The sequence below is a fragment of the Pseudomonas asgharzadehiana genome (genome assembly GCF_019139815.1).
Classification (GTDB): Bacteria; Pseudomonadota; Gammaproteobacteria; order Pseudomonadales; family Pseudomonadaceae; genus Aquipseudomonas; species Aquipseudomonas asgharzadehiana.
This window is the reverse complement of the sequence record NZ_CP077079.1, coordinates 435,547-458,592: the sequence shown is the minus strand read 5'-3', so window position 1 is coordinate 458,592 and position 23,046 is coordinate 435,547. Positions and strand designations below refer to the sequence as shown.

Genomic DNA, 23,046 nt, shown 5'->3' with positions numbered 1-23,046 from the left:
TACGCTGAATTCAGCCTGCTGGCGGAGTTTTTATACAAAATGTGACGCGGTTTTTATCCCGCCTGCCCGCTGACGCATTGCGCTACAATCAGGCCTTGCTAACCAGGAGGACGCTGCAATGAGCGAACTGACGTTTGAGCAAAAACAGGATCACTACCATAAGATCCGCCGCTCCAATTATCTGGCCAGCCTGCGCCTGGAAGGGTTCGAGACCCAACCGACGGACGTCGACAAACCGCTGCCGACCCGCGAAGCCGTGCTTGCCAAGTACCGCAACACTCCACGCTGATGCTCGACAAATACGGGGTGGGCCAGGACCCGTACTGCTACCCCGGGAGCAGCGTCCTGCGTAACCGCCTGGATTTGCTCGACGAACACCGCCTGCACCAGGCCGAGCGGGAATTATCCGAAATCGCCGTGGGCAGCCTCCCGCTCTTCCCGCCGCCCTACGACCTCGCCCGCCTGCAAAACATCCACCGCACGCTGTTCAGCGACATCTATGACTGGGCCGGTGAACTGCGCAGCGTCAACATCCAGAAAGGCGACACACTGTTCTGCACCCCGGAACGCATCCCACCGGAAGCGGCGAAGATCATTCGTCATATGGAAGAAGCGAACTGGTTTGTCGGCGCAAACCAGGCTGAACTGGTGAGGAAAATTGCCGAGGCGTACGGCGACCTTAATGTTATCCACCCCTTTCGCGAAGGCAACGGCCGGGCGCAGCGGATCCTGTTCGAACAGATCATCGTGAACGCGGGGTTTTCAGTGAACTGGTGGCTGGTCAAACATGCAGCGTGGATCCCCGCGAACATTGATGCGGTTGCCTGCGACTATCGCGGGCTGGAGGCCATTTTCGAGCGGTGTATCAGCAGGCCGGCCAACTAAGAAAAAAGTTGGATTTTCGGGGCGCTACACCACCATCGCGGCATAGGTATCTACACAATTTTTAAACGTTGGAAAATCCTCCCTGTAGTGAGCGGGCAAGCCGGACGCCCATCGTTTGAGCCGTTTCAGCTGTCAAATCGCTGCCAAGCCGAAAATGCCAGAAACCACTGTAGGAAACAGCCAAACACCGTGCAATCCCATTCCTAAACTGCAAAAAACACCTGCTTGCCCCCCTACAGAACGCCCCGCCTTCTGACCGAAACTAGCGCTCTCTCAATTTTTTCGGCAAAAAAAGTGAACATCGAAAGGACTCAGCACATCGGCCATTACGGCGTCACGTTCACTGTGATTCGCCTTACCGTTTTACCTGCCAACCGACAGGCACTGGCAAACCTTTGTTTATTGGAGGCCGGTCCTTCAGCAAACGAGGTTCGCTACGGCCTAATGTGCCTCTACGAAAAGAGGCTTGCCCGTGATTTGCCTTGCAAGATGACCGTCGCAATCTCCAAGCCGCTGACCCGGCGCCAGGCCGATTTGCTTAATGAACGTGGAACCATCGTGGCAGGGTTGATCGCCAGTGCTGTTTCAGCGCCCATCAGCCTGGCATCACCCTTTTTGGGAGCCGCCGCAGGTGGAGCAGTTGGCCTGAAAGTGAAAGATGTCATTCGCAGCTATCACGTCGCAGACGTCATCATCGGCATAGACGCACAAGTAAACGGCGGCATCGGTCCTCAACGATCGTTGTCAGCCATGGTCCGAAAGTTCCAGGGAGGATAATACGGTGACCGAATACTCTCCCTGGATAACTCTTATCATCGTTGTAGTACTTGCCACTGTATTGGATAGGAAACTGAAGCACCCCGTAATCAGAAAATGGACTGGGTTAGCCCTTATGCTTACAGGACCCACACTTTTATTCAGCGCCACGTCCTGGATAACACAGTTACCATTCTTCAGTTTCCCGATCATTGCCTTCATCACAGGTGTCGATCTCTTGTTCACCCAAAACAAACACAAAAGATCACACAACCATCCCCTTCACCCACTCCTGCGTGCCCCAACCATGAACCTGGCCCCCAACTTCCCCGAAGACCCGGCGATTCAACAGTTGCTGCAACTGCTGCACGAAGAAATCGGCCTGCCGAAACACAAGACCCTCCGCCTGCAAACCGCGATCAACTTCGACCTGGGTTGCGACGGCAGTGAGGCCAAACAACTCATGGAAGCACTGGAACAGGATTTTGGCGTCGACCTAGGCGACTACGACGCCTATCGTTACTTCAACCCACCGATGTTCGACGTGTTCATGAAGCGCCGCGCCAAGGGCCGTGGCGAAAAAGTGCCGCTGACCATCGGCATGCTGTACCTGGCGATCAAGACCCATAGCTGGGACACACAGACGCTGGAAAACCTGAGTTGAGCGAACACCGGGTCCAGGCACACCGCCACTCAAAATTCGATTCGTGTTTTTCAACGAGCGATTGTCGGCCGTACACGTGCTGGGGGGCGTGTGGATGCTGGTTGGGGCGATCGTTCTGCGCATCGCTTATCAACCCCTCACGCATAAAAAAGCCGCCCACAAGAGGCGGCTATTTCACAACGGCGCAGTCTTACAACTTAGGACCCGCAGCCTTGATCGCGTCGCTCACTTCAAACTTCTTGAAGTTCTCGATGAACAGACCGGCCAACGCCTTCGCCGCTTCATCGTAAGCCGCCTTGTCAGCCCAGGTGTTACGTGGGTTCAACAGGCCGGTTTCAACGCCCGGTACGGCCAAAGGCACGTCGAGGTTGATGGTGTCGAGGTGTTCGGTCTCGGCACCGATCAACGCGCCGCTCTGGATCGCTGCGATCACGCCGCGCGTGGTCGGGATGTTGAAGCGTTTGCCGACACCGTAGCCGCCGCCGGTCCAGCCGGTGTTGACCAGGTACACCTTGGAGCCGAAGCCGCGGATGCGCTTGATCAACAGCTCAGCGTATTCGCCGGCCGGGCGTGGGAAGAATGGCGCGCCGAAGCAGGTGGAGAAGGTCGACTTGATGCCGCTGCCCGAGCCCATTTCGGTCGAGCCCACCAATGCGGTGTAGCCGGACAGGAAGTGGTAGGCCGCTTGTTCTTCGCTGAGGATCGACACGGGCGGCAGTACGCCGGTCAGGTCGCAGGTCAGGAAGATCACTGCGTTTGGCTCGCCGCCCAGGTTCTTCTCGGAACGCTTGGCAACGTGCTCCAGCGGGTAGGCGGCACGGCTGTTCTGGGTCAGGCTCACGTCGGCATAGTCGGCGTGCTTGGCGTCGTCGATCACGACGTTTTCCAAGACTGCGCCGTGCTTGATGGCTTTCCAGATGACCGGCTCGTTCTTCTCGGACAGGTCGATGCACTTGGCATAGCAACCGCCTTCGATGTTGAACACCACGCCCTCGCCCCAACCGTGTTCGTCGTCACCGATCAGGTAACGGCTTTCGTCGGCCGACAGAGTGGTCTTGCCGGTACCCGACAGACCGAAGAACAGGGTCACGTCGCCCGCTTCGCCAATGTTGGCGGCGCAGTGCATCGGCAGCACGTCGGCGGCCGGCAGCAGGAAGTTCTGCACCGAGAACATGGCTTTTTTCATTTCACCGGCGTAACGCATGCCGGCGATCAGCACTTTTTTCTGGGCGAAATTGAGGATCACGCAACCGTCGGAGTTGGTGCCGTCACGCTCAGGCACGCACTCGAAATTGGCCACGTTGAGCACTTGCCATTCGTCGCGACCGGCCGGGTTGTATTGGGCCGGGTTGATGAACAGGCAACGACCGAACAGGTTCTGCCAGGCCGTCTGGGTGGTCATTTTAACGGCCAGATAGTGGTCTTCGGCAGCCCCTACGTGAACGTGGGAAACGAAGTGCTCTTGCGCGTTGTTGAAGGCTTCTACGCGGTTCCACAGGGCATCGAACTTGTCGGCTGGGAACTTGCGGTTGATCGGGCCCCAGGCGATGGCGTCCTGGGTGGAAGGCTCTTCAACGATGAAACGGTCAACCGGTGAACGACCGGTGCGGTGACCGGTTTCCACTACCAGCGCACCAGTATCGGCAAGCACGCCTTCACCGCGCTGCAGGGCTTCTTTGACCAGATCGTCAACACTCAGATCGGTGTATACGGCGTTATTGGCTTGCGTCATGAGGTTCCCCGTCGGCCTATGGCCGAGTGCTCCAAACGTTTTGTAGTAGAAAGTTGCGCACTACTACCGCGAAAAAAGTGGGCCGGATTATGCCAGAAAAGCCCAAAAAGAGTAGGGCCCTCCCGTCAGAACACCTCTAATCCGGCATTTGTCAGGTGATTTACCTGTGCTTAAACGTTTTAGTGGCGGGTGTCGGAAGGCGTGTCGATGCCCGCCCCAGCGAACAATTGAGCGACATCCGCCGCATCGAACAGGTAGCGCTCGTTGCAAAACTGGCAGTCGATCTCGATATGGCCACCGTGTTCCACAACCAATTGCTGCGCATCTTCCAGGCCCAGGCTGACCAAGGCATTGGCAGAACGCTCGCGCGAACAGCTGCAATTGAAGCGCAGGCCCTGTGCGTCGAACAGGCGCACGGCCTCTTCGTGGTACAGGCGATGCAGGATGGTTTCGTTGTCCAGGCCCAGCAGTTCTTCGGCCTTCAGGGTGTCGGCCAGGGCAATGATATGCCGCCAGCTTTCAGCACGGTCATCGTCGTCCTTGATGCGGTCAGCCGGTAATTGCTGCAACAGCAGGCCGCGGGCGCGCTTGCCGTCGGCATTGAGCCAGAACTTGGTGCCGACTTGCTGGGACATGACGAAATAATTGGTGAAGCAGTCCGACAGGGTCTCGCCGTCGAGGTCGACGATGCCCTGGTAACGCTGGCCTTCCGTAGGGTCAACCGTAATGGCCAATACGCCATTGGCCATCAGATCGGACAGGGTAGCGTCAGGCGCGATCTGGTCGGCGTGGTAACGGGCCAGGCCACGGATTTCACGCTCGCTGGAGCACTCGATCATCAGCATGGGCACCGGCCCTTCAGACCGCGCCTGCAGGATCAGCAGACCGTCGAATTTCATGGTGCCAACCAGCAGCGCAGCGGCCGCCATCAACTCACCGAGCAGTTGCGCGACCGGCTCCGGATAGGGGTGCTTGGCAAGGACTTCTGCGTAGCTGCGCTCCAGGGAGACCAGTTCGCCGCGGGCGTCGTTCTCGTCGAAAATGAAGCGTTGAGTGAAGTCGGTATCCGGTAGATCAGTCATAGGTCTGGGTATCTGAATTGATGACAAATTGATTACAACGTTTATAAAATTAAACGCTTTAGCACCGTTTTGGTGCGGTTTTCTCCTGGAAACAGAGAACTTAATAGAGCGAAGAGGGACAGTTTATGAACAATCCGGGTTTGTTCCAAGCTAAGTGGAACCTCCGGCGATGGGCTCTTTGCAATCTACTCGCTATCGGGCTGCTGTGTTTTTGGCTGTGGCCCACGGGGCAAATGCTGTGTTTGATTTTCGACGAGTGGCTGTTTCATCTGCTCAACGACCCGCTGGCGACCCATACAACATGGCTGCATGTGTGGGCTGTAGCCAGTTTGAGACCGTTTGATGCGGTGGTCGGGGTGATTCTGCTGACCCTGCTGATTCGCGGCGACTGGGTATTCAAGGCCGCGCAGGTGCGCCAGGCGCTGTTAGGTTTTGTCGGCATTTTGTTGCTGTTGCTGTTTATCCGCATGCTGTTTTCCAAGCTGGCGGCGCAAATGGGCTGGCAACACAGCAGCCCTTCGATGGTGGTCGGCGGGGCCATTCAGATGAGCGACTTTTTCCCCGGCCTGGAGAAGACCTGGGAGCTGAAGGACCGTTCGAGCCAGAGCTTTCCGGGGGATCATGCGTCGGTGCTGTTGATCTGGGGGATGTTCATGACCGTGTTTGCCCAGCGTATCGGGCAGTTACTGGTGATTTGGGGGTTGGCGGTGTTGTTCATGATGCCGCGCCTGGTGGCAGGCGCGCATTGGGGCCAGGACGATTACATCGGCGGCGTGTTGCTGGCCCTGTTGGCGCTGGGTTGGGGTTATTACACACCGTTTGCAGCGAAGGTGTCGGAGGGATTGCTAAAGGTGACGACGCCGATTTTTGAGTCACTCGGCAAGTTGCCGGTGATCGGGCAATTAAGCGTCATACGCCCCGGTGCTTAATGCTGCAGGCTAAATGTGGGAAGGGGCTTGCTCTCTCCCACATTTGACTGGGACAGGCACAATCAATCTTCATTGCCGCTGCCGCGAAACTTGAACAGATCGCGGCGTTGCTTCTTGCTCGGCTTGCCATCGGTGGTCAGGCCTGAAGCTCCCGCCTTGCGCATCGCCGCCGCATTTTCGCGCTTGGCGATGCTGGCTTCGGTCTCGGCGTACAACGCCTGCGCTTCAGGGGCGCCACGGCGCACAATGGAAAGCGCCTGCACGACGATCGTTTTTTCATCAAAACCGGTGCGAATCTGGAACTCATCGCCAATGCGCGGCTCCTTGCCCGGCTTGCAGCGCTCGCCACGGTGATGCACTTTGCCGCTCTCGATGGCGGCTTTTGCCAGGGCACGGGTCTTATAGAAGCGCGCCGCCCACAGCCACTTATCCAGCCGAACCTTTTCTTCCTCTTCCTGCTTCTGAGCCACTTGAATTCCTCGCTCTGAAAAATGTCGCAACTTTACCGTTGAAACCCTTCGACGCATAAACCCCAAGGCTCACCTAAGATACGCCAGATAGCATTCTGTTTTCGCGAGGATACGCCGTGACCGACTTTCCGCTTTCACTCACCTCGCCAAACCAGCCGTGCGTGGGTTGCCGGCAAAGCGAGCCCCTGGGGTTCGACTTTGCTTTCGCCTACCAACCCATCGTAGACCTTCGCGACCAGTCGATCTTTGCCAATGAGGCCTTGGTGCGCGGCACCCAGGGTGAAGGCGCCTTGACGGTGCTGGCGCGCGTCAATCAGAGCAATCGCTACCGCTTCGACCAACGCTGTCGCACGCAAGCCATTGCTGGTGCGGCCGCCTTGGGGATGCAGACCCACCTGTCCATCAATTTCATGCCCAATGCCGTATATCGCCCGGAGCTGTGTATCCGTAGCACGCTGGAGGCGGCACGTGCGCACAACTTTCCAGTGGACCGGCTGATTTTCGAAACACTGGAAAGCGAGCACGTAGATAACTATCGCCATTTGACGAATATTCTGCGTGAATACCGCGAATTCGGTTTCAAGACCGCCATCGACGATTTCGGCGCGGGCTATTCGGGGCTGAATCTGCTGGCCGATTTCCAACCTGACTTGATCAAACTCGATATGGCGCTGATCCGCGATGTCGACAAGGACCGTGTCCGTCAGGTGATCGTCCGGGGGATTGTCACAATCTGTGAGCAGTTGGGGGTTACTGTCATCGCCGAAGGCATTGAAAGTGCTGGCGAGCGAGACTTTCTGTCCGACTGTGGAATATTTCTGATGCAGGGTTACTGGTTCGCCAAGCCTGCATTCAATGCACTGGCCGAGGTCTCACCTCAGGCCTGGGCGAACTGATCGGTTATCCATATTGAAGACATTTGACCATTTGACCGTTGTAGGTCTGCGTGAATGGGTGGCACTTCCCGATTTGGGAGTGGCTGGCCTGCGCGCAAAGATCGACACCGGTGCCAGCACCTCGAGCCTGCACGCCACCGATATCGAGCCCTTCGAGCGCGACGGAGAAAAATGGGTACGCTTTACGGCGCACCTGGGCAGTGTGGTGCAACTGCGTCACCGTCGCTGTGAAGCGCCGCTGGTGACGATGAAAACCATCAAGAGCTCCAACGGTCATGCGCAGGTGCGCTATGTGATCAGCACCACCCTGGCGCTGGGCGATCGGGTATGGCGGGTGGAATTCACCCTGGCCTGCCGCAAGGCTATGCGTTACCGCCTGTTGCTGGGTTCCAAGGCGCTGATTGACGGCCACTTGGTGGTCAATCCCGGCGTCAAGTACGTTCAAGACAAGCCGGTGTTCCCGGTCTCTACTATTTCTGCCCCAGGTGCTGCATGAAGATTGCTGTGCTGTCGCGAAACCCGCGTCTGTATTCCACCCGCCGCCTGGTCGAGGCCGGCACCGAACGTGGCCACGAAATGGTGGTGATCGACACGTTGCGTGCCTATATGAACATTGCCAGCCACAAGCCGCAGATCCACTACCGGGGCAAGCCGCTGGAAGGCTTCGATGCAGTGATCCCGCGCATCGGCGCGTCGGTGACGTTCTATGGCTGCGCCGTGTTGCGCCAGTTTGAAATGATGGGGGTGTATCCCCTGAACGAATCGGTGGCTATTGCGCGCTCGCGAGACAAGTTGCGCTCGCTGCAACTGTTGTCGCGCCGTGGCATTGGCCTGCCGGTCACCGGCTTCGCCCACTCCCCCGACGACATCCCGGACTTGATCGAAATGGTCAACGGCGCACCGCTGGTGATAAAGGTGCTGGAAGGCACTCAGGGCATCGGCGTCGTGCTGTGTGAAACCGCGACAGCGGCCGAGTCGGTGATCGAGGCGTTCATGGGCCTCAAGCAGAACATCATGGTGCAGGAATACATCAAGGAAGCCGGTGGGGCGGATATCCGCTGCTTTGTGGTAGGCGACAAGGTAATTGCGGCGATGAAGCGCCAGGCCAAGCCGGGCGAGTTCCGCTCCAACCTTCACCGTGGCGGCAGTGCCAGCCTGATCAAGATCACCCCGGAAGAACGCATGACCGCACTGCGGGCAGCCAAGGTAATGGGGTTGGCGGTAGCGGGTGTGGATATCTTGCGCTCCAACCATGGGCCATTGGTGATGGAGGTCAACTCGTCGCCGGGCCTGGAAGGGATCGAGACCACCACCGGCAAGGATGTGGCGGGAATCATCATTCAGCACCTGGAGAAAAACGGTGGCCCGAATATGACCCGGACCAAGGGCAAGGGTTAACCCCCCGCCCGCTGACACAACAGAGCACCACACGTGAGAGGGGGCAAGCCCCTCTCATATTTTGATCTGCGTTGTTTGCTAAACCGCGTCTCTTGGCAGCATCAGCCCAAGCGGCAAACGCACCCGTGCTTCAAGGCCGCCACCTTCGCGATTACGCAATTCCACGTTGCCGCCATGCATCGAAGCAATCCGCCGCACAATCGCCAGCCCCAACCCCGTGCCCTTGCCACCCCGGGCACGGTCGCCACGGGTGAAGGGGTTGAAGATGCCTTCCAGCTCCGCCGGGTCGATCCCCGTGCCACGGTCCATCACACTCAACACCACATAGGGCGCAGCGCTGTCACCCGACACGTACGCAGCCACTTCCACGTCGGAACCGGCATGGTGCAGAGCATTGCCGATCAGGTTGTTCAGCAGGCGTTTCATCGACACACGCCGCAATGCAAACGGCTGGATAGGTTCCAGACGCATGCTCACCTGTTCGCCGTTCTGGTTGTAGGGCGCAACGACCTCACGCACCAGATCCGTCAGGTCGACCTCTTCCACCACCTCGTCACGGCCATCACGGATAAACGCCAGGAACTGGTCGAGGATCGCGTCCATGTCTTCGATGTCGCGGACCATGTCATCGGTAAGGTCGGTGTGGTTACCCATCAACTCCAGGGACAACCGCAGGCGCGTCAGCGGCGTGCGCAGGTCGTGGGATACTCCCGCCAACATCAGTTCACGTTCGCGTCCGGCCTGTTCGACGTCTTCGGCCATCTGGTTGAACGCCCCGTACACCTCGGTCATCTCGCTGGGCGTATCGCTGACCGGCAAACGCACGCTGCGCCCTTGACCCAGTTGGCGGGCGGCAAATACCAGGCGCTTGAGCGGCTGGTTGAGCTGCCGCACGAAAATCCACGCGGATGCGGTTGAAAGCAATCCAATAGCCAGGAACCAGCCCAGCACGTTCCAGATCTTCTGCCCCCGCAGCGGGTGCGGGTACAGCGGCACTTTCAGCCAGTCTTCCCCCAGGCTCGGCGCGCGCACCCATAAGGCGGGAGACACATGCATGCGTAGCCGCACCTCGGTGTCTTCACCCAGTTCGGCCTGCATCTGGCGTTGGTAGATCTCGCTGTAGGGCCAGTGCTGCTCACCCTCCGGCACGCCCGCGCCGGCCACGCGCACCAGGGTGGCGGCCTTGGCGATCTTCTCGCGGTTCTCGGGGTCGGCGGCCCAGTAGGCACGCAGCGTCAAGGCGACACCATGGCTGTACTGCCGATCCACCAGCACGTCCTCGTTCATCAACAGATAAACCAGCGTAAGTGCCTTGGAAAACAGAACGACAATAAGCACCAGCCAAAGGGTGCGCGAGAAGAAACTTTGTGGGAACCACAGCGGGGTTTTCATAGATGACAGCTGGACACCTTGCAGGAACGAGCGGCGCTCGCAGAATTGCAGACGCCGAGCACGCCGTTGACCTTCATGGGATCAAACGCCAGGATGCTCGCCGCTGCAAATCATCGATCACTTGGTTGCGGTGCCATCCGGCACAAACACATAACCCACGCCCCATACCGTCTGGATATAACGTGGCTTGGACGGGTCTGGCTCGATCATCCGGCGCAGACGGGAGATCTGCACGTCGATGGAGCGTTCCAGAGCGTCCCATTCCCGGCCACGGGCCAGGTTCATCAGCTTGTCGCGAGTCAGCGGCTGGCGTGCGTTCATCACCAAGGCCTTGAGCACTGCGAATTCGCCGGTGGTGAGCATGTGCACTTCGTCGCCACGCTTGAGTTCGCGCGTTGCCAGCGACAACTCGTAATCGCCAAAGGTAACGCTTTCGTCTTCGCTGCCGGGCGCGCCAGGAACCGGCGGGGCCTGACGACGCAGTACGGCTTTGACCCGGGCCATCAGTTCATCCGGGTTGAATGGCTTGGCCAGGTAGTCATCAGCGCCCAGTTCAAGGCCCTTGATGCGGCTCAGCTCATCGCCCTTGGCGGTGAGCATGATGATTGGAATCTGATTGTTCGCGCCGCGCAGGCGCTTGCAGGCAGTCAGGCCGTCTTCGCCGGGCAGCATCAGGTCGAGTACGACCAGGTTGAACACTTCGCGCCCCAGTAGGCGGTCCATCTGCTCGGTGTTCGGCACCGCGCGGGCACGGTAGCCCTTGGAGTTGAAAAAACGCTCCAGCAGGCTGCTCAGCCCCGGATCGTCATCAACGATGAGAATTTTTTCGCCTTCAGCAGTTTGTGCAGTGCTGCTCATTGGATGCTCCTCTTATCTCGGCGCGCATTATGGCCTAGCTGCCGTTATACGCACCGTGTGCATTGTTAGCAGATTTTTCCTCCACTGCCAGTGAACCCGCGCCCTACAACCGCCGGCGCGGTACCCCCCAAGGGCAGAACGCTGGTTATAATGCGGCGCCTTCGTGCAGGGGCACTGTCAGACTTTACTGTTTACGGCTTCATCCGTTTTTTCAGCGCAGGGCAGCAATTTCCCGATTTCGAGGGTCAATAGGCTGCCTCTTGACCCAGGTAGCGGCGCCAGTCGGGCCGCTCAACCAGCTGCGCAAGGCCTTGTTTCCCGGGCCTGCGAGCTGCTTTTCAGAATTTCAGGTGGTTTTATGGACAGCATCAACAGCCGCATCGCCGAGGAACTCGGTGTACGCCCACAACAGGTCGAAGCGGCCGTCGCTCTACTGGATGAGGGCTCCACGGTGCCCTTTATCGCCCGTTACCGAAAAGAAGTGACCGGCAGCCTCGACGACATCCAACTGCGTCACCTGGAAGAGCGCCTGCGCTACCTGCGAGAACTCGACGAACGGCGCATCAGCATCCTCGCCAGCATCGAGGAACAAGGCAAGCTGACCCCGCAACTCGAGCGTGACATCAAGCTTGCCGACACCAAGACCCGTCTCGAAGACCTCTACCTGCCGTACAAACAAAAGCGCCGCACCAAGGGCCAGATCGCCCTCGAAGCCGGCCTGGGCGAGCTGGCCGACGGGCTGTTCAACGATCCGTCGCTGGCCCCGGAAGCCGAAGCCGCGCGCTTTATCGATGCCGAAAAAGGCGTCGCCGACGTCAAGGCCGCCCTCGAAGGCGCCAAGTACATCCTCATGGAGCGCTTCGCCGAAGACGCCAACCTCCTGGAAAAACTGCGCACTTACCTCAAGCAGGAAGCCATCCTCAGCGCTCGCGTCATCGCCGGCAAAGAGGAAGAAGGCGCCAAGTTCCGCGATTATTTCGAGCATGACGAACCGCTCAAAAGCATGCCGTCTCACCGTGCACTGGCAATTTTCCGCGGCCGCAACGAAGGCATTCTCAGCTGCGCGCTGAAAGTCGGCGACGAGTTGCCGGGCACCATGCACCCGTGCGAAGGCATGATCGGTCAACAATTCGGCATCCAGAATCAGAACCGTCCTGCGGATAAGTGGCTCGGTGAAGTCGTGCGCTGGACCTGGAAAGTCAAGCTCTACACCCACCTGGAAACCGACCTGCTCGGCGAGCTGCGCGACGGCGCCGAAACCGAGGCGATCAACGTGTTCGCCCACAATCTTCACGACCTGCTGCTGGCCGCACCGGCCGGCCCGCGCGCCACCCTGGGCCTCGATCCAGGCCTGCGCACCGGCTGCAAGGTCGCGGTGGTCGATGCCACCGGCAAGCTGCTGGACCACGCCACCGTGTACCCGCACGTGCCACACAACAAGTGGGACCAGACACTCGCCATCCTGGCCGCCCTGTGCGCCAAGCATTCGGTAGACCTGATCGCTATCGGCAACGGCACCGCCAGCCGCGAAACCGACAAGCTGGCCGCCGAGCTGATCAAAAAATACCCAGCCATGAAGATGACCAAAGTCATGGTCTCCGAGGCGGGCGCTTCGGTGTACTCGGCGTCGGAACTGGCGTCCAGGGAATTCCCGGACCTCGACGTGTCGATCCGTGGCGCGGTGTCCATCGCCCGTCGCCTGCAGGACCCGCTGGCCGAACTGGTGAAGATCGACCCTAAATCCATCGGTGTCGGCCAGTACCAGCATGACGTCTCGCAATTGAAACTGGCGCGAGGCCTGGATGCCGTAGTGGAAGACTGCGTAAACGCCGTGGGCGTGGACGTAAACACCGCTTCCGTGGCACTGCTGGCGCGCATCTCCGGCCTCAACGCCACGCTGGCGCAGAATATCGTCACCCACCGTGACGAAAACGGCGCCTTCAAAACCCGCGCCGCGCTGAAAAAAGTTGCACGCCTGGGTGAAAAAACCTTCGAACAAGCCGCCGGTTTCCTACGTGTGATGAACGGCGACAACCCGTTGGATTCGTCGGCCGTTCACCCGGAAGCCTACCCGCTGGTGCAACGCATCGCCGCCGAAACCGACCGAGACATCCGCTCGCTGATCGGCGACGCTGCGTTCCTCAAGCGCCTGGACCCGAAAAAGTACACCGACGAAACCTTCGGCGTACCGACCATCACCGACATTCTGCAAGAGCTGGAAAAGCCTGGCCGCGACCCGCGCCCAGAGTTCAAGACCGCAGAGTTCCAGGACGGCGTCGAAGACCTCAAGGACCTGCAACCGGGCATGATCCTTGAAGGCGTGGTGACCAACGTGACCAACTTCGGTGCCTTCGTGGATATCGGCGTGCATCAGGACGGTTTGGTGCACATCTCCGCGCTTTCGGAGAAGTTCATCAAAGACCCGCGTGAGGCGGTAAAGGCCGGCGACGTGGTCAAGGTCAAGGTCATGGAAGTTGATATCCCGCGCAAACGCGTCGGCCTGTCGATGCGCATGAGCGACACGCCCGGCGAAAAAATCGACGGTGCCCGTGGTGCGCGCCCTGGCTCCGCGCCACGCCCATCGCAGAACAACGCCCCCCGCAAGGAAACCGCGACTGCGGCGCCGAGCAACAACGCCATGGCCTCGCTGTTCGCCAACGCCAAGCAGTTGAAGAAGCGCTGATGCAAATCCCCGCCGGTTTGACCCAGAGCGCCTTCAGCGAACTGATCGGCTGCCGCCTGCAACGCCTGGAAGAAGGCGTTGCCGAGGTGGCCCTGACCCTGCAGCCGCACCTGCGTAACCGCGCGGGCAAGCTGCATGGCGGGGCGATTTTCAGCCTGGTGGACATCACCATGGGCCTGGCATGTTCCAGTTCCCATGGCTTCGACCAGCAGAGCGCGACCATCGAATGCAAGATCAACTACATTCGCGCCGTGGAAGACGGTGACGTGCTGTGCACCAGCCGGGTGATTCACGCCGGTAGACGCACCCTGGTGGTCGAAGCGGACGTGTATCAGGACGAAAGACTTGTCGCAAAAGCGCAGGGCACGTTCGCTGTCCTATAGCTCCTCACCCTTGATTTGAGTTAATTTCGGCGCTGCGATAACAGCGCCGGAATTTTCCCGCTGCGCTGTAGCCCAATTCGTAGAATGAAGTAGGCTTTATTTATAGCGGGTCAAATCGACTCAAAACCAGGCGATCACGCCAGTTTTAACTTCACCCTTGTAGACCGTCCTGCCCACCCCCATATTGGGGCGACTGACGCGTGAAGGAATCCAACTTGAGCGAACTTCTCAACCGCCGCCTGGCCCTGCTCGGCAAGCGCGAACACCTCTCCCTGCTAGAGCAATGCCTGCACGGCATCGAGCGTGAATGCCTGCGCGTTACCGGTGAGGGTCGCCTGGCACAAACGCCGCACCCCGAAGCCCTGGGCGCCGCGTTGACCAACGAATTGATCACCACCGACTACTCGGAATCGCTGCTGGAGTTCATCACCCCGGCCCTGCCCAACCCGGCCGATACCCTGAGCAGCCTGGACAAGATCCACCGCTTCGCCTACACCAAGCTCGGCAGCGAATACCTGTGGAGCCCCTCGATGCCGTGCCCCTTGCCGGCCGAGGAAGATATTCCGATTGCCTACTACGGCACCTCCAATATCGGCCAGCTCAAGTACGTGTATCGCAAGGGCCTGGCCCTGCGTTACGGCAAGACCATGCAGTGCATCGCCGGCATCCACTACAACTTTTCCCTGCCGGAACAGCTGTGGCCGTTGCTCAAGGAGACTGAAGGTTTTGTCGGCACCGACCGCGATTACCAGTCCACGGCCTACATCGCGCTGATCCGCAACTTCCGCCGCTACAGCTGGCTGCTGATGTACCTGTTCGGTGCCTCGCCGGCCTTGGACGCGGGCTTCCTGCGCGGTCGCTCGCACCAGTTGGAAGTGCTCGACGCCGACACCCTGTACCTGCCGTATGCCACGAGCCTGCGCATGAGCGACCTGGGTTACCAGAGCAACGCCCAAGCCGGCCTGACGCCGTGCTACAACGACTTGGCGAGCTACACCGATAGCCTGCGCGAAGCGGTAGCAACACCGTACGCGCCGTACGTTGAAGTCGGCACGCACAAGGACGGTGAGTGGGTGCAGCTCAACACCAACATCCTGCAGATCGAAAACGAGTACTACTCCAACATCCGCCCCAAGCGCGTGACCTACACCGGCGAGCGCCCGATCCAGGCGCTGATGGCCCGTGGCATCCAGTACATCGAAGTACGCTGCCTGGACATCAACCCGTTCCTGCCGATGGGCATCGACCTGCCGGAGTCGCGCTTCCTCGATGCGTTCCTGCTGTATTGCGCGCTGAACGACAGCCCACTGTTCGCCAACAACGAGTGCGGCAACGCCACCTCCAACTTCCTCAGCGTGGTCAAGGAAGGTCGGCGTCCGGGCCTGCAATTGCAGCGTGACGGCCAGCCAGTGGACATGAAAGAGTGGGCGGCCGAGCTGTTGGAGAAGATCGCCCCGCTGGCCGCTCTGCTCGATCAGAGCCATGGCATCACTGAACACAGCGAGGCGCTGGACGCTCAACTGGCGAAGGTTCAGGACCCGTCCCTGACGCCGTCGGCCAAGGTGCTGGCGGCGATGGCCGAACGCAAAGAAAGTTTCGCGCAGTTCTCGCTGCATCAGAGCCAGCTGCACGCCGAGTATTTCCGCAAGGAACCGCTCGCGCCCGAAGAGCAGGCACGTTTTGAAGAGCTGGCCCGCACGTCGCTGGCGCAGCAGGCAGAGCTGGAGCAAAACGAAGTGGGCGATTTCGATGTGTTCGTCGGTTCGTACCAGGCAAGCATCCTCGCCATCAGCAACTAAGGACCTACGCGGTTCCCGGTGGGAGGGGGCTTGCTCCCGATGGCGGCGGGTCAGTTGATGCCTATACCGACTGACACCCTGCTATCGGGAGCAAGCCCCCTCCCACAGTTGCCCTTCACTTGCAGGAAGATTGCTTCAACCTTTCGCCCATAAGCTAATTCGAAAAAGTTATTTATTTTCGGATTCTTAGATCATTTAGTCTCCTCACATGCCGACCCTCGGCCGCCTGATTGAGGAGCTTACCCTTGAAACTGCTGACCCCTCTGCGCCTTCTGGCCGCATTGTCCCTGGCCGGTGCCAGCCTGTTTGCCCAGGCGGCGGATGTGACCATCGCCTACCAGACCACCGTAGACCCCGCCAAGGTCGCCCAGGCCGATGGCGCCTATGAAAAAGCCACCCACGCCAAAATAGACTGGCGCAAATTCGACAACGGTGCCGACATCATTGCCGCCATCGCCTCGGGCGACGTACAGATCGGCTATCTCGGCTCCAGCCCGCTGACCGCCGCGATCACCCGCAAAGTGCCGGTGCAGACCTTTCTGGTCGCCACCCAGATCGGCGGTGCCGAGGCCTTGGTAGCGCGCGACGGTTCCGGCATCAACAGCCCACAGGACCTGATCGGCAAAAAGGTCGCCGTGCCGTTCGTATCCACCGGCCACTACAGCCTGCTGGCCGCGTTGAAGCACTGGAACATCGACCCGTCGAAAGTCACGATTCTCAACCTCGCGCCTCCGGCGATCATCGCCGCCTGGAAGCGCGGTGATATCGACGCCACCTATGTGTGGGACCCAGCCCTGGGCGTGGCCAAGGAAAACGGCAAAGTGTTGATCACCTCCGGCGAACTGGCCAAGTTCGGCGCACCGACGTTCGACGCGTGGATCGTGCGCAAGGATTTCGCCGAGAAGCACCCGGAAATCGTCACTGCCTTCGCCAAAGTCACGCTGGACGCCTACGCCCAATACCGCAAAGACCCACAAGCCTGGCTCGCCGACAAAAGCAACGTCGACAAACTGGTAAAGCTCTCCGGTGCCAAGGCCAGCGACATTCCGTTGCTGCTGCAAGGCAACGTCTACCCGCTGGCCGCGGACCAAGTGACCTTGCTCGGCGCACCGACCACCAAGGCCGTGACCGATACCGCCGCATTCCTCAAGGAACAAGGCAAAGTCGACGCCGTGCTGCCGGACTACGCCCCTTACATCAACGCCAAGTTCATCACCAACTGATTCAAGGAGTTCGTCGCGATGGCCTTGCTACAACTGGAGCGCATCAGCGCACAGTACCCAGGCGCCCCGGAACCGGTACTGGCAGATATTTCACTTGAGCTTGGGCCCCAGCAATTACTGGTCGCCCTGGGCCCTTCCGGCAGTGGCAAGACCTCGCTGTTGAACCTGATTGCCGGTTTTGTCGAACCCTGCGCCGGGCGCATCACCCTTGATGGCGTACCGGTCAAAGGCCCGAGCGCCGAACGTGGCGTGGTGTTCCAGGACGACGCGTTGCTGCCCTGGCAGGACGTGCTGGCCAACGTCGGTTTCGGCCTGGAGTTGGCCGGTGTAGCCAAGGCGCAGCGTGAAGCGCGTGCGCGAGAAATGCTCGCCCTGGTGGACCTGGCCGGCTTCGACAACCGCCGTATCTGGCAGCTTTCCGGTGGCCAGAAACAACGTGTCGGCCTGGCCCGCGCCTTGGCGGCCGACCCGCGCGTGCTGCTGATGGACGAACCCTTCGGCGCCCTCGATGCGTTCACCCGCGAACAGATGCAGGAGCTGCTGCTGCAAGTCTGGCGGCGCACGGCCAAGCCGGTGTTCCTGATTACCCATGACATCGAAGAGGCGGTGTTTCTGGCCACCGATCTGATCCTGCTGGCGCCCAACCCCGGTCAGGTCGTCGAGCGCCTGCAACTGGACTTCGGCCAACGCTACGCGGCCGGCGAATCGGCACGGGCGATCAAGTCCGACCCGCGTTTTATCGAAACCCGCGAGCACGTGCTGGGCAGAGTATTTTCGCAACGGCAGGTATCCGCATGAGCAGCTATGAACTCCCCGCCACTGTCGCCAAGCCGCCGGCGCACATGGCGATCGCGGTGCGTCGCAACCTGAGTACCCGCTGGGTCAGCGTGCTGACCCTGGCGGCATTGCTGACGCTTTGGTGGGCCGTCACCGCCACTGGTTTGATCGAACCGCTGTTCCTGCCACCACCGTCTGCGGTGCTGCAAAAAGGCTGGCTGCTGGCGACCACCGGTTATATGGACGCCACCTTGTGGCAGCACCTGGGCGCAAGCCTCAACCGTATCGGCCTGGGTTTGGGCTTTGCAGTGCTCACCGCCGTTCCGGTGGGGATCGCCATCGGTTCCAATCGCATTGCGCGCGGCATTCTTGATCCGTTGATCGAGTTCTACCGGCCGATACCGCCCCTGGCTTACTTGCCGTTGATCGTGATCTGGTGCGGCATCGGCGAGCTGTCCAAGGTGCTGCTGATTTACCTGGCGATCTTTGCACCAATCGCCATCGCGACCGCGACGGGCGTGCGCACTGTCGACCCGGCCAAACTGCGCGCGGCGCAATCGCTGGGCGCGAGCCGTGCCCAGTTGATTCGCCACGTGATCCTGCCCAGCGCCCTGCCCGACATCCTCACCGGTGTGCGCATCGGCCTGGGCGTGGGCTGGTCGACCTTGGTGGCTGCCGAGCTGATCGCCGCCACCAGCGGCCTGGGTTTCATGGTGCAGTCGGCGGCGCAGTTCCTGGTCACCGACGTGGTGGTGCTGGGGATCCTGGTCATCGCCCTGATTGCCTTCGCGATGGAAATGAGCCTGCGCGCCCTGCAGCGCAAACTGGTGCCCTGGCATGGCCAGGCACATTGAGTGGTGAACCTATGACCGGCCTGACCGTTACCCCATTGAGCATCGCCCTGGGCGCCCAGATCAGCGGCGTCGATATCACCCAGCCGCTGAGTGCCGAACATCGCGACGCCATCGAACACGCGTTGCTCAGCCACTCGGTGCTGTTCTTTCGCGACCAAGCCATCACGCCGCAGCAACAGGCGCGATTCGCCGCGCATTTCGGCGACCTGCACATTCACCCGATCTACCCCAACGTGGCGGAACAGCCCGAAGTGCTGGTCCTCGACACGGCCGTCACTGACGTGCGCGACAATGCCGTGTGGCATACCGATGTGACCTTCCTGCCGACCCCGGCGCTCGGCGCGGTGCTCAGTGCCAAGCTGCTGCCAGCGTTTGGCGGCGACACCTTGTGGGCCAGTGGGTTTGCGGCCTATGCGGCGTTGTCCGAGCCGCTCAAGGCGCTGCTCAACGGCCTCACCGCTACCCACGACTTCACCAAGTCCTTTCCGCTGGAGCGCTTCGGCAACACGGCCGAAGACGTGGTGCGCTGGGAAGAAACCCGCCGCAAAAACCCACCGTTGTCGCACCCAGTAGTGCGCACGCATCCGGTCAGCGGGCGCAAGTCGCTGTTTATCAACGAGGGCTTCACCACCAGGATCAACGAACTGGAACCGGCCGAGAGCGAGGCGATTCTCAAGCTGCTGTTCGCCCACGCGACGCGACCGGAGTTCACCATCCGTTGGCGCTGGCAGGAGAATGACGTGGCGTTCTGGGATAACCGCGCGACCCAGCATTACGCGGTGGATGACTACCGGCCGCAGCGGCGGGTGATGCATCGGGCGACGATATTGGGCGACGCACCGTTCTAGTCGTCACACCGAAAATCAACGGTGGGAGGGGCAAGCCCCTCCCGCACTTTTGACCCAGTGGTATCAGGCTATTCAGCCGTGGATGGTTTTTCCCAAAGGTTAATCCCGCCTTCCTGCGCAAACCGGTCGATCTCTGCCAACTCCTCGGCAGTGAAGCTCAAGTTCTTCAACGCACCGACGTTCTCGATAATCTGCTCCGGCCGGCTCGCGCCGATCAGCGCACTGGTTACCCGTGGGTCGCGCAGGGTCCAGGCCAACGCCAGTTGCGCCAGGCTCTGGCCACGGCGCTGGGCAATTTCATTCAGCGCACGCACATGGGCGATGTTGGCTTCGGACAGATGCCCGGCCTGCAAAGAACCGCCACCCGGGCGATTGACCCGCGCGTCAGCGGGCACGCCGTTGAGGTATTTGTCGGTCAACAACCCCTGGGCCAGCGGCGTGAAAGCGATCACCCCGGCACCGAGTTCTTCGGTGGTGTCCAGCAGGTCTTTTTCCACCCAGCGGTTGAGCAGGTTGTAGGCCGGTTGGTGGATCAGCAACGGCACTTTCCACGCTTTGAGCAGCGCCGCCATTTCACGGGTTTTTACACCGGAATACGAAGAGATACCGATGTACAACGCCTTGCCCTGTTGTACGGCAGTGGCAAGGGCGCTGGCGGTTTCTTCCAGGGGCGTGTCGGCGTCAAAACGGTGGGAGTAGAAAATATCCACATAGTCGACGCCCATTCGCTGCAGGCTCTGGTCGAGGCTGGCCAATACGTATTTGCGCGAGCCACCGCCCTGGCCATAAGGGCCTGGCCACATGTCCCAACCGGCTTTGCTGGAGATGATCAATTCATCGCGGTAGTGCTTGAAGTCTTCGCGCAGCAGCCGGCCGAAATTGATCTCGGCGCTGCCATAGGGCGGGCCATAGTTGTTGGCCAGGTCGAAGTGGTTGATCCCCAGGTCGAAGGCGGTGCGCAGCAGGGCGCGCTGGGTGTCGATCGGGGTGCTGTCGCCAAAGTTGTGCCACAGCCCCAGGGACAGTGCGGGTAGCACCAGTCCACTGCGGCCTACGCGGCGATACGGGATAGATTCATAGCGGTTTTCGGCTGCAATGTACGTCATCGAATCCTCTCTGGGCTTGGGGCAAACAAGGCCCGGGAATAACGTTATTCCCGAGCCTTTTAAGCCGCTGAATCGCTTAAGTCTGCCTCATCCTTTTACAGCAAAGCGCTACAAGAGAGGAACGGTTTGACGCACATCCACAGGCCGTTTTCAGCGCACCAAGTGCAGGAACTGCAGGTGCCGCTCGTACTGATCGAGGATGTCGTTAATGATCTGTTCCTTGGTATAGCCGACCAGGTCGTAGTCCTGGCTGCCCTCGCTCAGGTGCACTTCCGCGCGGTAATAGCGGCGGTTGTTGATCTCTTTGGAACCCATGCCGCCACGGGCGAACGACGGTGTGAAATAGCCGCGCATCTGCACCTGGTAGATGAACGGGTGCTCCTCGCCATGGCCGATTTCCAGGCTGACGCTGTCGTTGGCCGGGTCCGGCTGAGCGACCACGCTCAGGCCCTTTTCGACGAACACAGCGGTCACTTCTTCAATTGCCGGGCGTACCGTCGAGTCAAGGAAGCGATACACCTCGTCGCGCGACGGGAAGTGCACTGCCTGGCTCAAGCGCTGGCGCCAGCCGCCCCTGCCTTTACGCGAGGCCGAGATCGGCGCCAGCGAATGCAATTGTGCAATCTGCTTTTGCGACTCGAGATAGAAGGCTTTGTGCAGGCCCCACATCATCAACAGCAGGATCAGCGAGAACGGCAACGAAGTCAGCACCACCGCCGATTTCAACGAGTCGATACTGCCGGCAAACAGCAAGGCACTGGTGACCAGCGCGGTCATTGCGCCCCAGAACACGCGCAGCCATTTCGGCCCGTCTTCATCGGCGTTGCCGCCCTTGGACGACAAGGTCGACAGCACAACGGTGCCCGAGTCCGCCGAGGTGACGAAGAATACGAAGCTGATAAACACCGTCACCGCAATGACGGTTTTGCTCCACGGGTAGGTTTCCAGCAGCAGGTAGAGGCTCATCGACGGATCATCGATGGCCGACTGACCGAGCGCCGCCATGCCGTGGTTGAGTACCTGGTCGATGGCGCTGTTGCCGAAGATCGACATCCACGCCAGGGTGAAACCCAGCGGGATCAGGAGTACGCCGAACACGAATTCACGGATGGTACGGCCACGGGAAATGCGTGCGATAAACAGGCCCACGAACGGCGACCATGCGATCCACCAGGCCCAATAGAACACCGTCCAACCGCCCAGCCAGTCGCTGGGTTTGTCGTAGGCGTACACGTCGAAGCTCTTGGTCGGCAAGGCGCCAAGGTAGTCGCCGATGTTCTGGATCAGGGTATTGAGCAAGTGCTGGGTAGGCCCGGCGAACAACACGAACAGCAGCAGCGCGCAGGCCAGCAGCATGTTGATATCGGACATCACCCGCACGCCCTTGTCGACGCCGGCCACCGCGACCAGGATCGCCGCGCCCATCATCAGGGTGATCAGGCCGACCTGGATCCATTGGGTGTGGGCGATGCCGAAGAGGTAGTCCAGACCCGAGTTGAGGTGCAACACACCAAAGCCCATGTCGGCGCCCAGGCCGAATACCGTGGCAATGATGCCGAAGCCATCCACCGCATAACCAATGGGGCCGTTGATGCGCTTGCCGATCAGCGGGTACAGCGCCGAGCGCAACGCCAGCGGCAGGTTATGCCGGTAGGCGAAATACGCCAGGGCCATGCCGACGAACGCAAACACGCCCCAGCCGTGCAGGCCCCAGTGCAGAAACAGCACCTGCATGGCCTGGCGCGCGGCGTCAGCGTTCATTGGCGCGCCCTGGGGCGGTTGCACCAGGTGCGTCAGCGGCTCGGACACGCAGAAGAAAAACAGCGTGATGCTGATGCCGGCGGCGAACAGCATGCCGGCCCAAGACAAGTAACTGAATTCGGGCTCGTCGTGGTCGGCACCGAGTTTTATCTTGCCGTAGCCCGATAACGCGGTGACCACCACGAAGACCAGATACAGGGTCATCGCCAGCATGTAGTACCAGCCGACCGTATTGGCCGCCCAGTTTTGCGCCGCCAGCAACCAGGCACCGGCCTGTTGCGGGATAGCGATGACCGTGATGCCGAACAGCAAAATGAAGGTAGCGGCAAAGTAGAAAACCGGCGCATTCATGCGCACCATGCCGCTGGCTGGGGTGGACGATGCACTCATGAACGATGCACCCCGAGGGTTGGGAATGTGGCTGTAAAAAACGGACTCAGCAAAGGTAAGCCTCCTGTTGTGAGCGGGCAGCGAACCACCGGGTTTAACTTGAACAAGCGTTCAAGTTAAACATGAAAAGGCGGTCTGGGACTAATCGCAGGGCTGAGCG

Annotated in this window: 22 protein-coding genes; 15 read left to right on the top strand and 7 right to left on the bottom strand. The window is 60.1% G+C overall.

All coding sequences use genetic code 11. From position 1 onward, the window contains the following. The first annotated feature begins 118 nt into the window (after positions 1-118). From KSS96_RS02090 to KSS96_RS02075, 4 genes are all read left to right on the top strand, one after another. Entirely contained in the window at positions 119-289 is a 171-nt protein-coding gene (locus KSS96_RS02090) for a YhfG family protein (RefSeq protein WP_017526040.1), read from the top strand. Further along, on the top strand, positions 289-885 hold the full coding sequence (locus tag KSS96_RS02085; RefSeq protein WP_017526041.1) for a putative adenosine monophosphate-protein transferase Fic: 597 nt from the start codon (positions 289-291) through the stop codon (positions 883-885). Before KSS96_RS02090 ends, KSS96_RS02085 begins: the two co-directional genes overlap by 1 nt. A 294-nt stretch (positions 886-1,179) precedes the next feature. Beyond that, the gene (locus KSS96_RS02080; protein ID WP_065876633.1) at positions 1,180-1,662 is read left to right on the top strand and encodes a hypothetical protein; all 483 of its coding nucleotides are present in this window, start codon (positions 1,180-1,182) and stop codon (positions 1,660-1,662) included. A gap of 286 nt (positions 1,663-1,948) precedes the next feature. Further along, positions 1,949-2,305: a DUF1493 family protein gene (locus tag KSS96_RS02075; RefSeq protein ID WP_065876632.1), complete on the top strand. Its 357-nt coding sequence runs from the start codon at positions 1,949-1,951 to the stop codon at positions 2,303-2,305. 190 nt (positions 2,306-2,495) lie between these two features. Here the strand turns inward: KSS96_RS02075 and KSS96_RS02070 are convergent, their stop codons facing one another. After that, on the bottom strand, positions 2,496-4,037 hold the full coding sequence (locus KSS96_RS02070) for a phosphoenolpyruvate carboxykinase (protein ID WP_017526045.1): 1,542 nt from the start codon (positions 4,035-4,037) through the stop codon (positions 2,496-2,498). A 179-nt stretch (positions 4,038-4,216) separates the two neighbouring features. Continuing rightward, positions 4,217-5,119 (bottom strand): Hsp33 family molecular chaperone HslO, encoded by a 903-nt coding sequence (gene hslO / locus KSS96_RS02065; RefSeq protein ID WP_017526046.1) that lies wholly within the window; start codon positions 5,117-5,119, stop codon positions 4,217-4,219. Between the two features lie 125 nt (positions 5,120-5,244). Between hslO and KSS96_RS02060 the strand changes: the two genes are divergently transcribed. Beyond that, entirely contained in the window at positions 5,245-6,048 is an 804-nt protein-coding gene (locus KSS96_RS02060; RefSeq protein ID WP_065876631.1) for a phosphatase PAP2 family protein, read from the top strand. A gap of 62 nt (positions 6,049-6,110) precedes the next feature. On the opposite strand, the gene KSS96_RS02055 is transcribed toward KSS96_RS02060, so the two are convergent. Next, positions 6,111-6,518, bottom strand: coding sequence for an RNA-binding S4 domain-containing protein (locus KSS96_RS02055; protein ID WP_017526048.1), 408 nt, complete (start codon positions 6,516-6,518; stop codon positions 6,111-6,113). Between the two features lie 116 nt (positions 6,519-6,634). Between KSS96_RS02055 and rimA the strand changes: the two genes are divergently transcribed. The 3 genes from rimA to rimK are packed head-to-tail and all read left to right on the top strand — an operon-like array spanning position 6,635 to position 8,812. Further along, positions 6,635-7,414, top strand: a complete 780-nt coding sequence (gene rimA, locus KSS96_RS02050; RefSeq protein WP_017526049.1) for a S6 modification regulatory phosphodiesterase RimA — start codon at positions 6,635-6,637, stop codon at positions 7,412-7,414. Between the two features lie 13 nt (positions 7,415-7,427). Next, positions 7,428-7,910: a retropepsin-like aspartic endopeptidase RimB gene (gene rimB, locus KSS96_RS02045; RefSeq protein WP_017526050.1), complete on the top strand. Its 483-nt coding sequence runs from the start codon at positions 7,428-7,430 to the stop codon at positions 7,908-7,910. After that, positions 7,907-8,812: a 30S ribosomal protein S6--L-glutamate ligase gene (gene rimK, locus KSS96_RS02040; protein ID WP_017526051.1), complete on the top strand. Its 906-nt coding sequence runs from the start codon at positions 7,907-7,909 to the stop codon at positions 8,810-8,812. Before rimB ends, rimK begins: the two co-directional genes overlap by 4 nt. 78 nt (positions 8,813-8,890) lie before the next feature. Here the strand turns inward: rimK and KSS96_RS02035 are convergent, their stop codons facing one another. Together KSS96_RS02035 and ompR are read right to left on the bottom strand one after the other, a co-directional pair. Next, complete coding sequence (locus KSS96_RS02035) at positions 8,891-10,204, bottom strand: ATP-binding protein (protein WP_017526052.1); 1,314 nt, start codon at positions 10,202-10,204, stop codon at positions 8,891-8,893. 117 nt (positions 10,205-10,321) lie between these two features. Further along, complete coding sequence (gene ompR / locus KSS96_RS02030; protein WP_015373500.1) at positions 10,322-11,062, bottom strand: osmolarity response regulator transcription factor OmpR; 741 nt, start codon at positions 11,060-11,062, stop codon at positions 10,322-10,324. Positions 11,063-11,420: 358 nt separating this feature from the next. Here ompR and KSS96_RS02025 point away from each other — a divergent pair, with 358 nt between their 5' ends. The 7 genes from KSS96_RS02025 to tauD all read left to right on the top strand — a co-directional run bounded on the left by KSS96_RS02025 (position 11,421) and on the right by tauD (position 19,629). After that, positions 11,421-13,745, top strand: a complete 2,325-nt coding sequence (locus KSS96_RS02025; RefSeq protein WP_017526053.1) for a Tex family protein — start codon at positions 11,421-11,423, stop codon at positions 13,743-13,745. Beyond that, positions 13,745-14,128: a PaaI family thioesterase gene (locus KSS96_RS02020; RefSeq protein WP_017526054.1), complete on the top strand. Its 384-nt coding sequence runs from the start codon at positions 13,745-13,747 to the stop codon at positions 14,126-14,128. The genes KSS96_RS02025 and KSS96_RS02020 overlap by 1 nt, the downstream gene beginning before the upstream one ends. 215 nt (positions 14,129-14,343) lie before the next feature. Continuing rightward, entirely contained in the window at positions 14,344-15,927 is a 1,584-nt protein-coding gene (gshA, locus tag KSS96_RS02015) for a glutamate--cysteine ligase (RefSeq protein WP_017526055.1), read from the top strand. Positions 15,928-16,172: 245 nt separating this feature from the next. Beyond that, positions 16,173-17,150 (top strand): taurine ABC transporter substrate-binding protein, encoded by a 978-nt coding sequence (gene tauA, locus KSS96_RS02010; protein ID WP_017526056.1) that lies wholly within the window; start codon positions 16,173-16,175, stop codon positions 17,148-17,150. Positions 17,151-17,168: 18 nt separating this feature from the next. Further along, positions 17,169-17,948, top strand: a complete 780-nt coding sequence (gene tauB, locus KSS96_RS02005) for a taurine ABC transporter ATP-binding subunit (protein ID WP_017526057.1) — start codon at positions 17,169-17,171, stop codon at positions 17,946-17,948. Continuing rightward, positions 17,945-18,781 carry a taurine ABC transporter permease TauC gene (gene tauC, locus KSS96_RS02000; RefSeq protein WP_017526058.1) on the top strand — a complete coding sequence of 279 codons (837 nt, stop codon included), beginning with the start codon at positions 17,945-17,947 and terminating at the stop codon, positions 18,779-18,781. The genes tauB and tauC overlap by 4 nt, the downstream gene beginning before the upstream one ends. A gap of 11 nt (positions 18,782-18,792) precedes the next feature. Then, entirely contained in the window at positions 18,793-19,629 is an 837-nt protein-coding gene (gene tauD, locus KSS96_RS01995) for a taurine dioxygenase (protein ID WP_017526059.1), read from the top strand. Between the two features lie 68 nt (positions 19,630-19,697). Here tauD and mgrA read toward each other — a convergent pair whose 3' ends face one another. Continuing rightward, positions 19,698-20,735, bottom strand: coding sequence for an L-glyceraldehyde 3-phosphate reductase (mgrA, locus tag KSS96_RS01990; protein ID WP_217855617.1), 1,038 nt, complete (start codon positions 20,733-20,735; stop codon positions 19,698-19,700). Positions 20,736-20,885: 150 nt separating this feature from the next. After that, complete coding sequence (gene betT / locus KSS96_RS01985; RefSeq protein WP_175404166.1) at positions 20,886-22,847, bottom strand: choline transporter BetT; 1,962 nt, start codon at positions 22,845-22,847, stop codon at positions 20,886-20,888. Between the last annotated feature and the right edge of the window lie 199 nt (positions 22,848-23,046).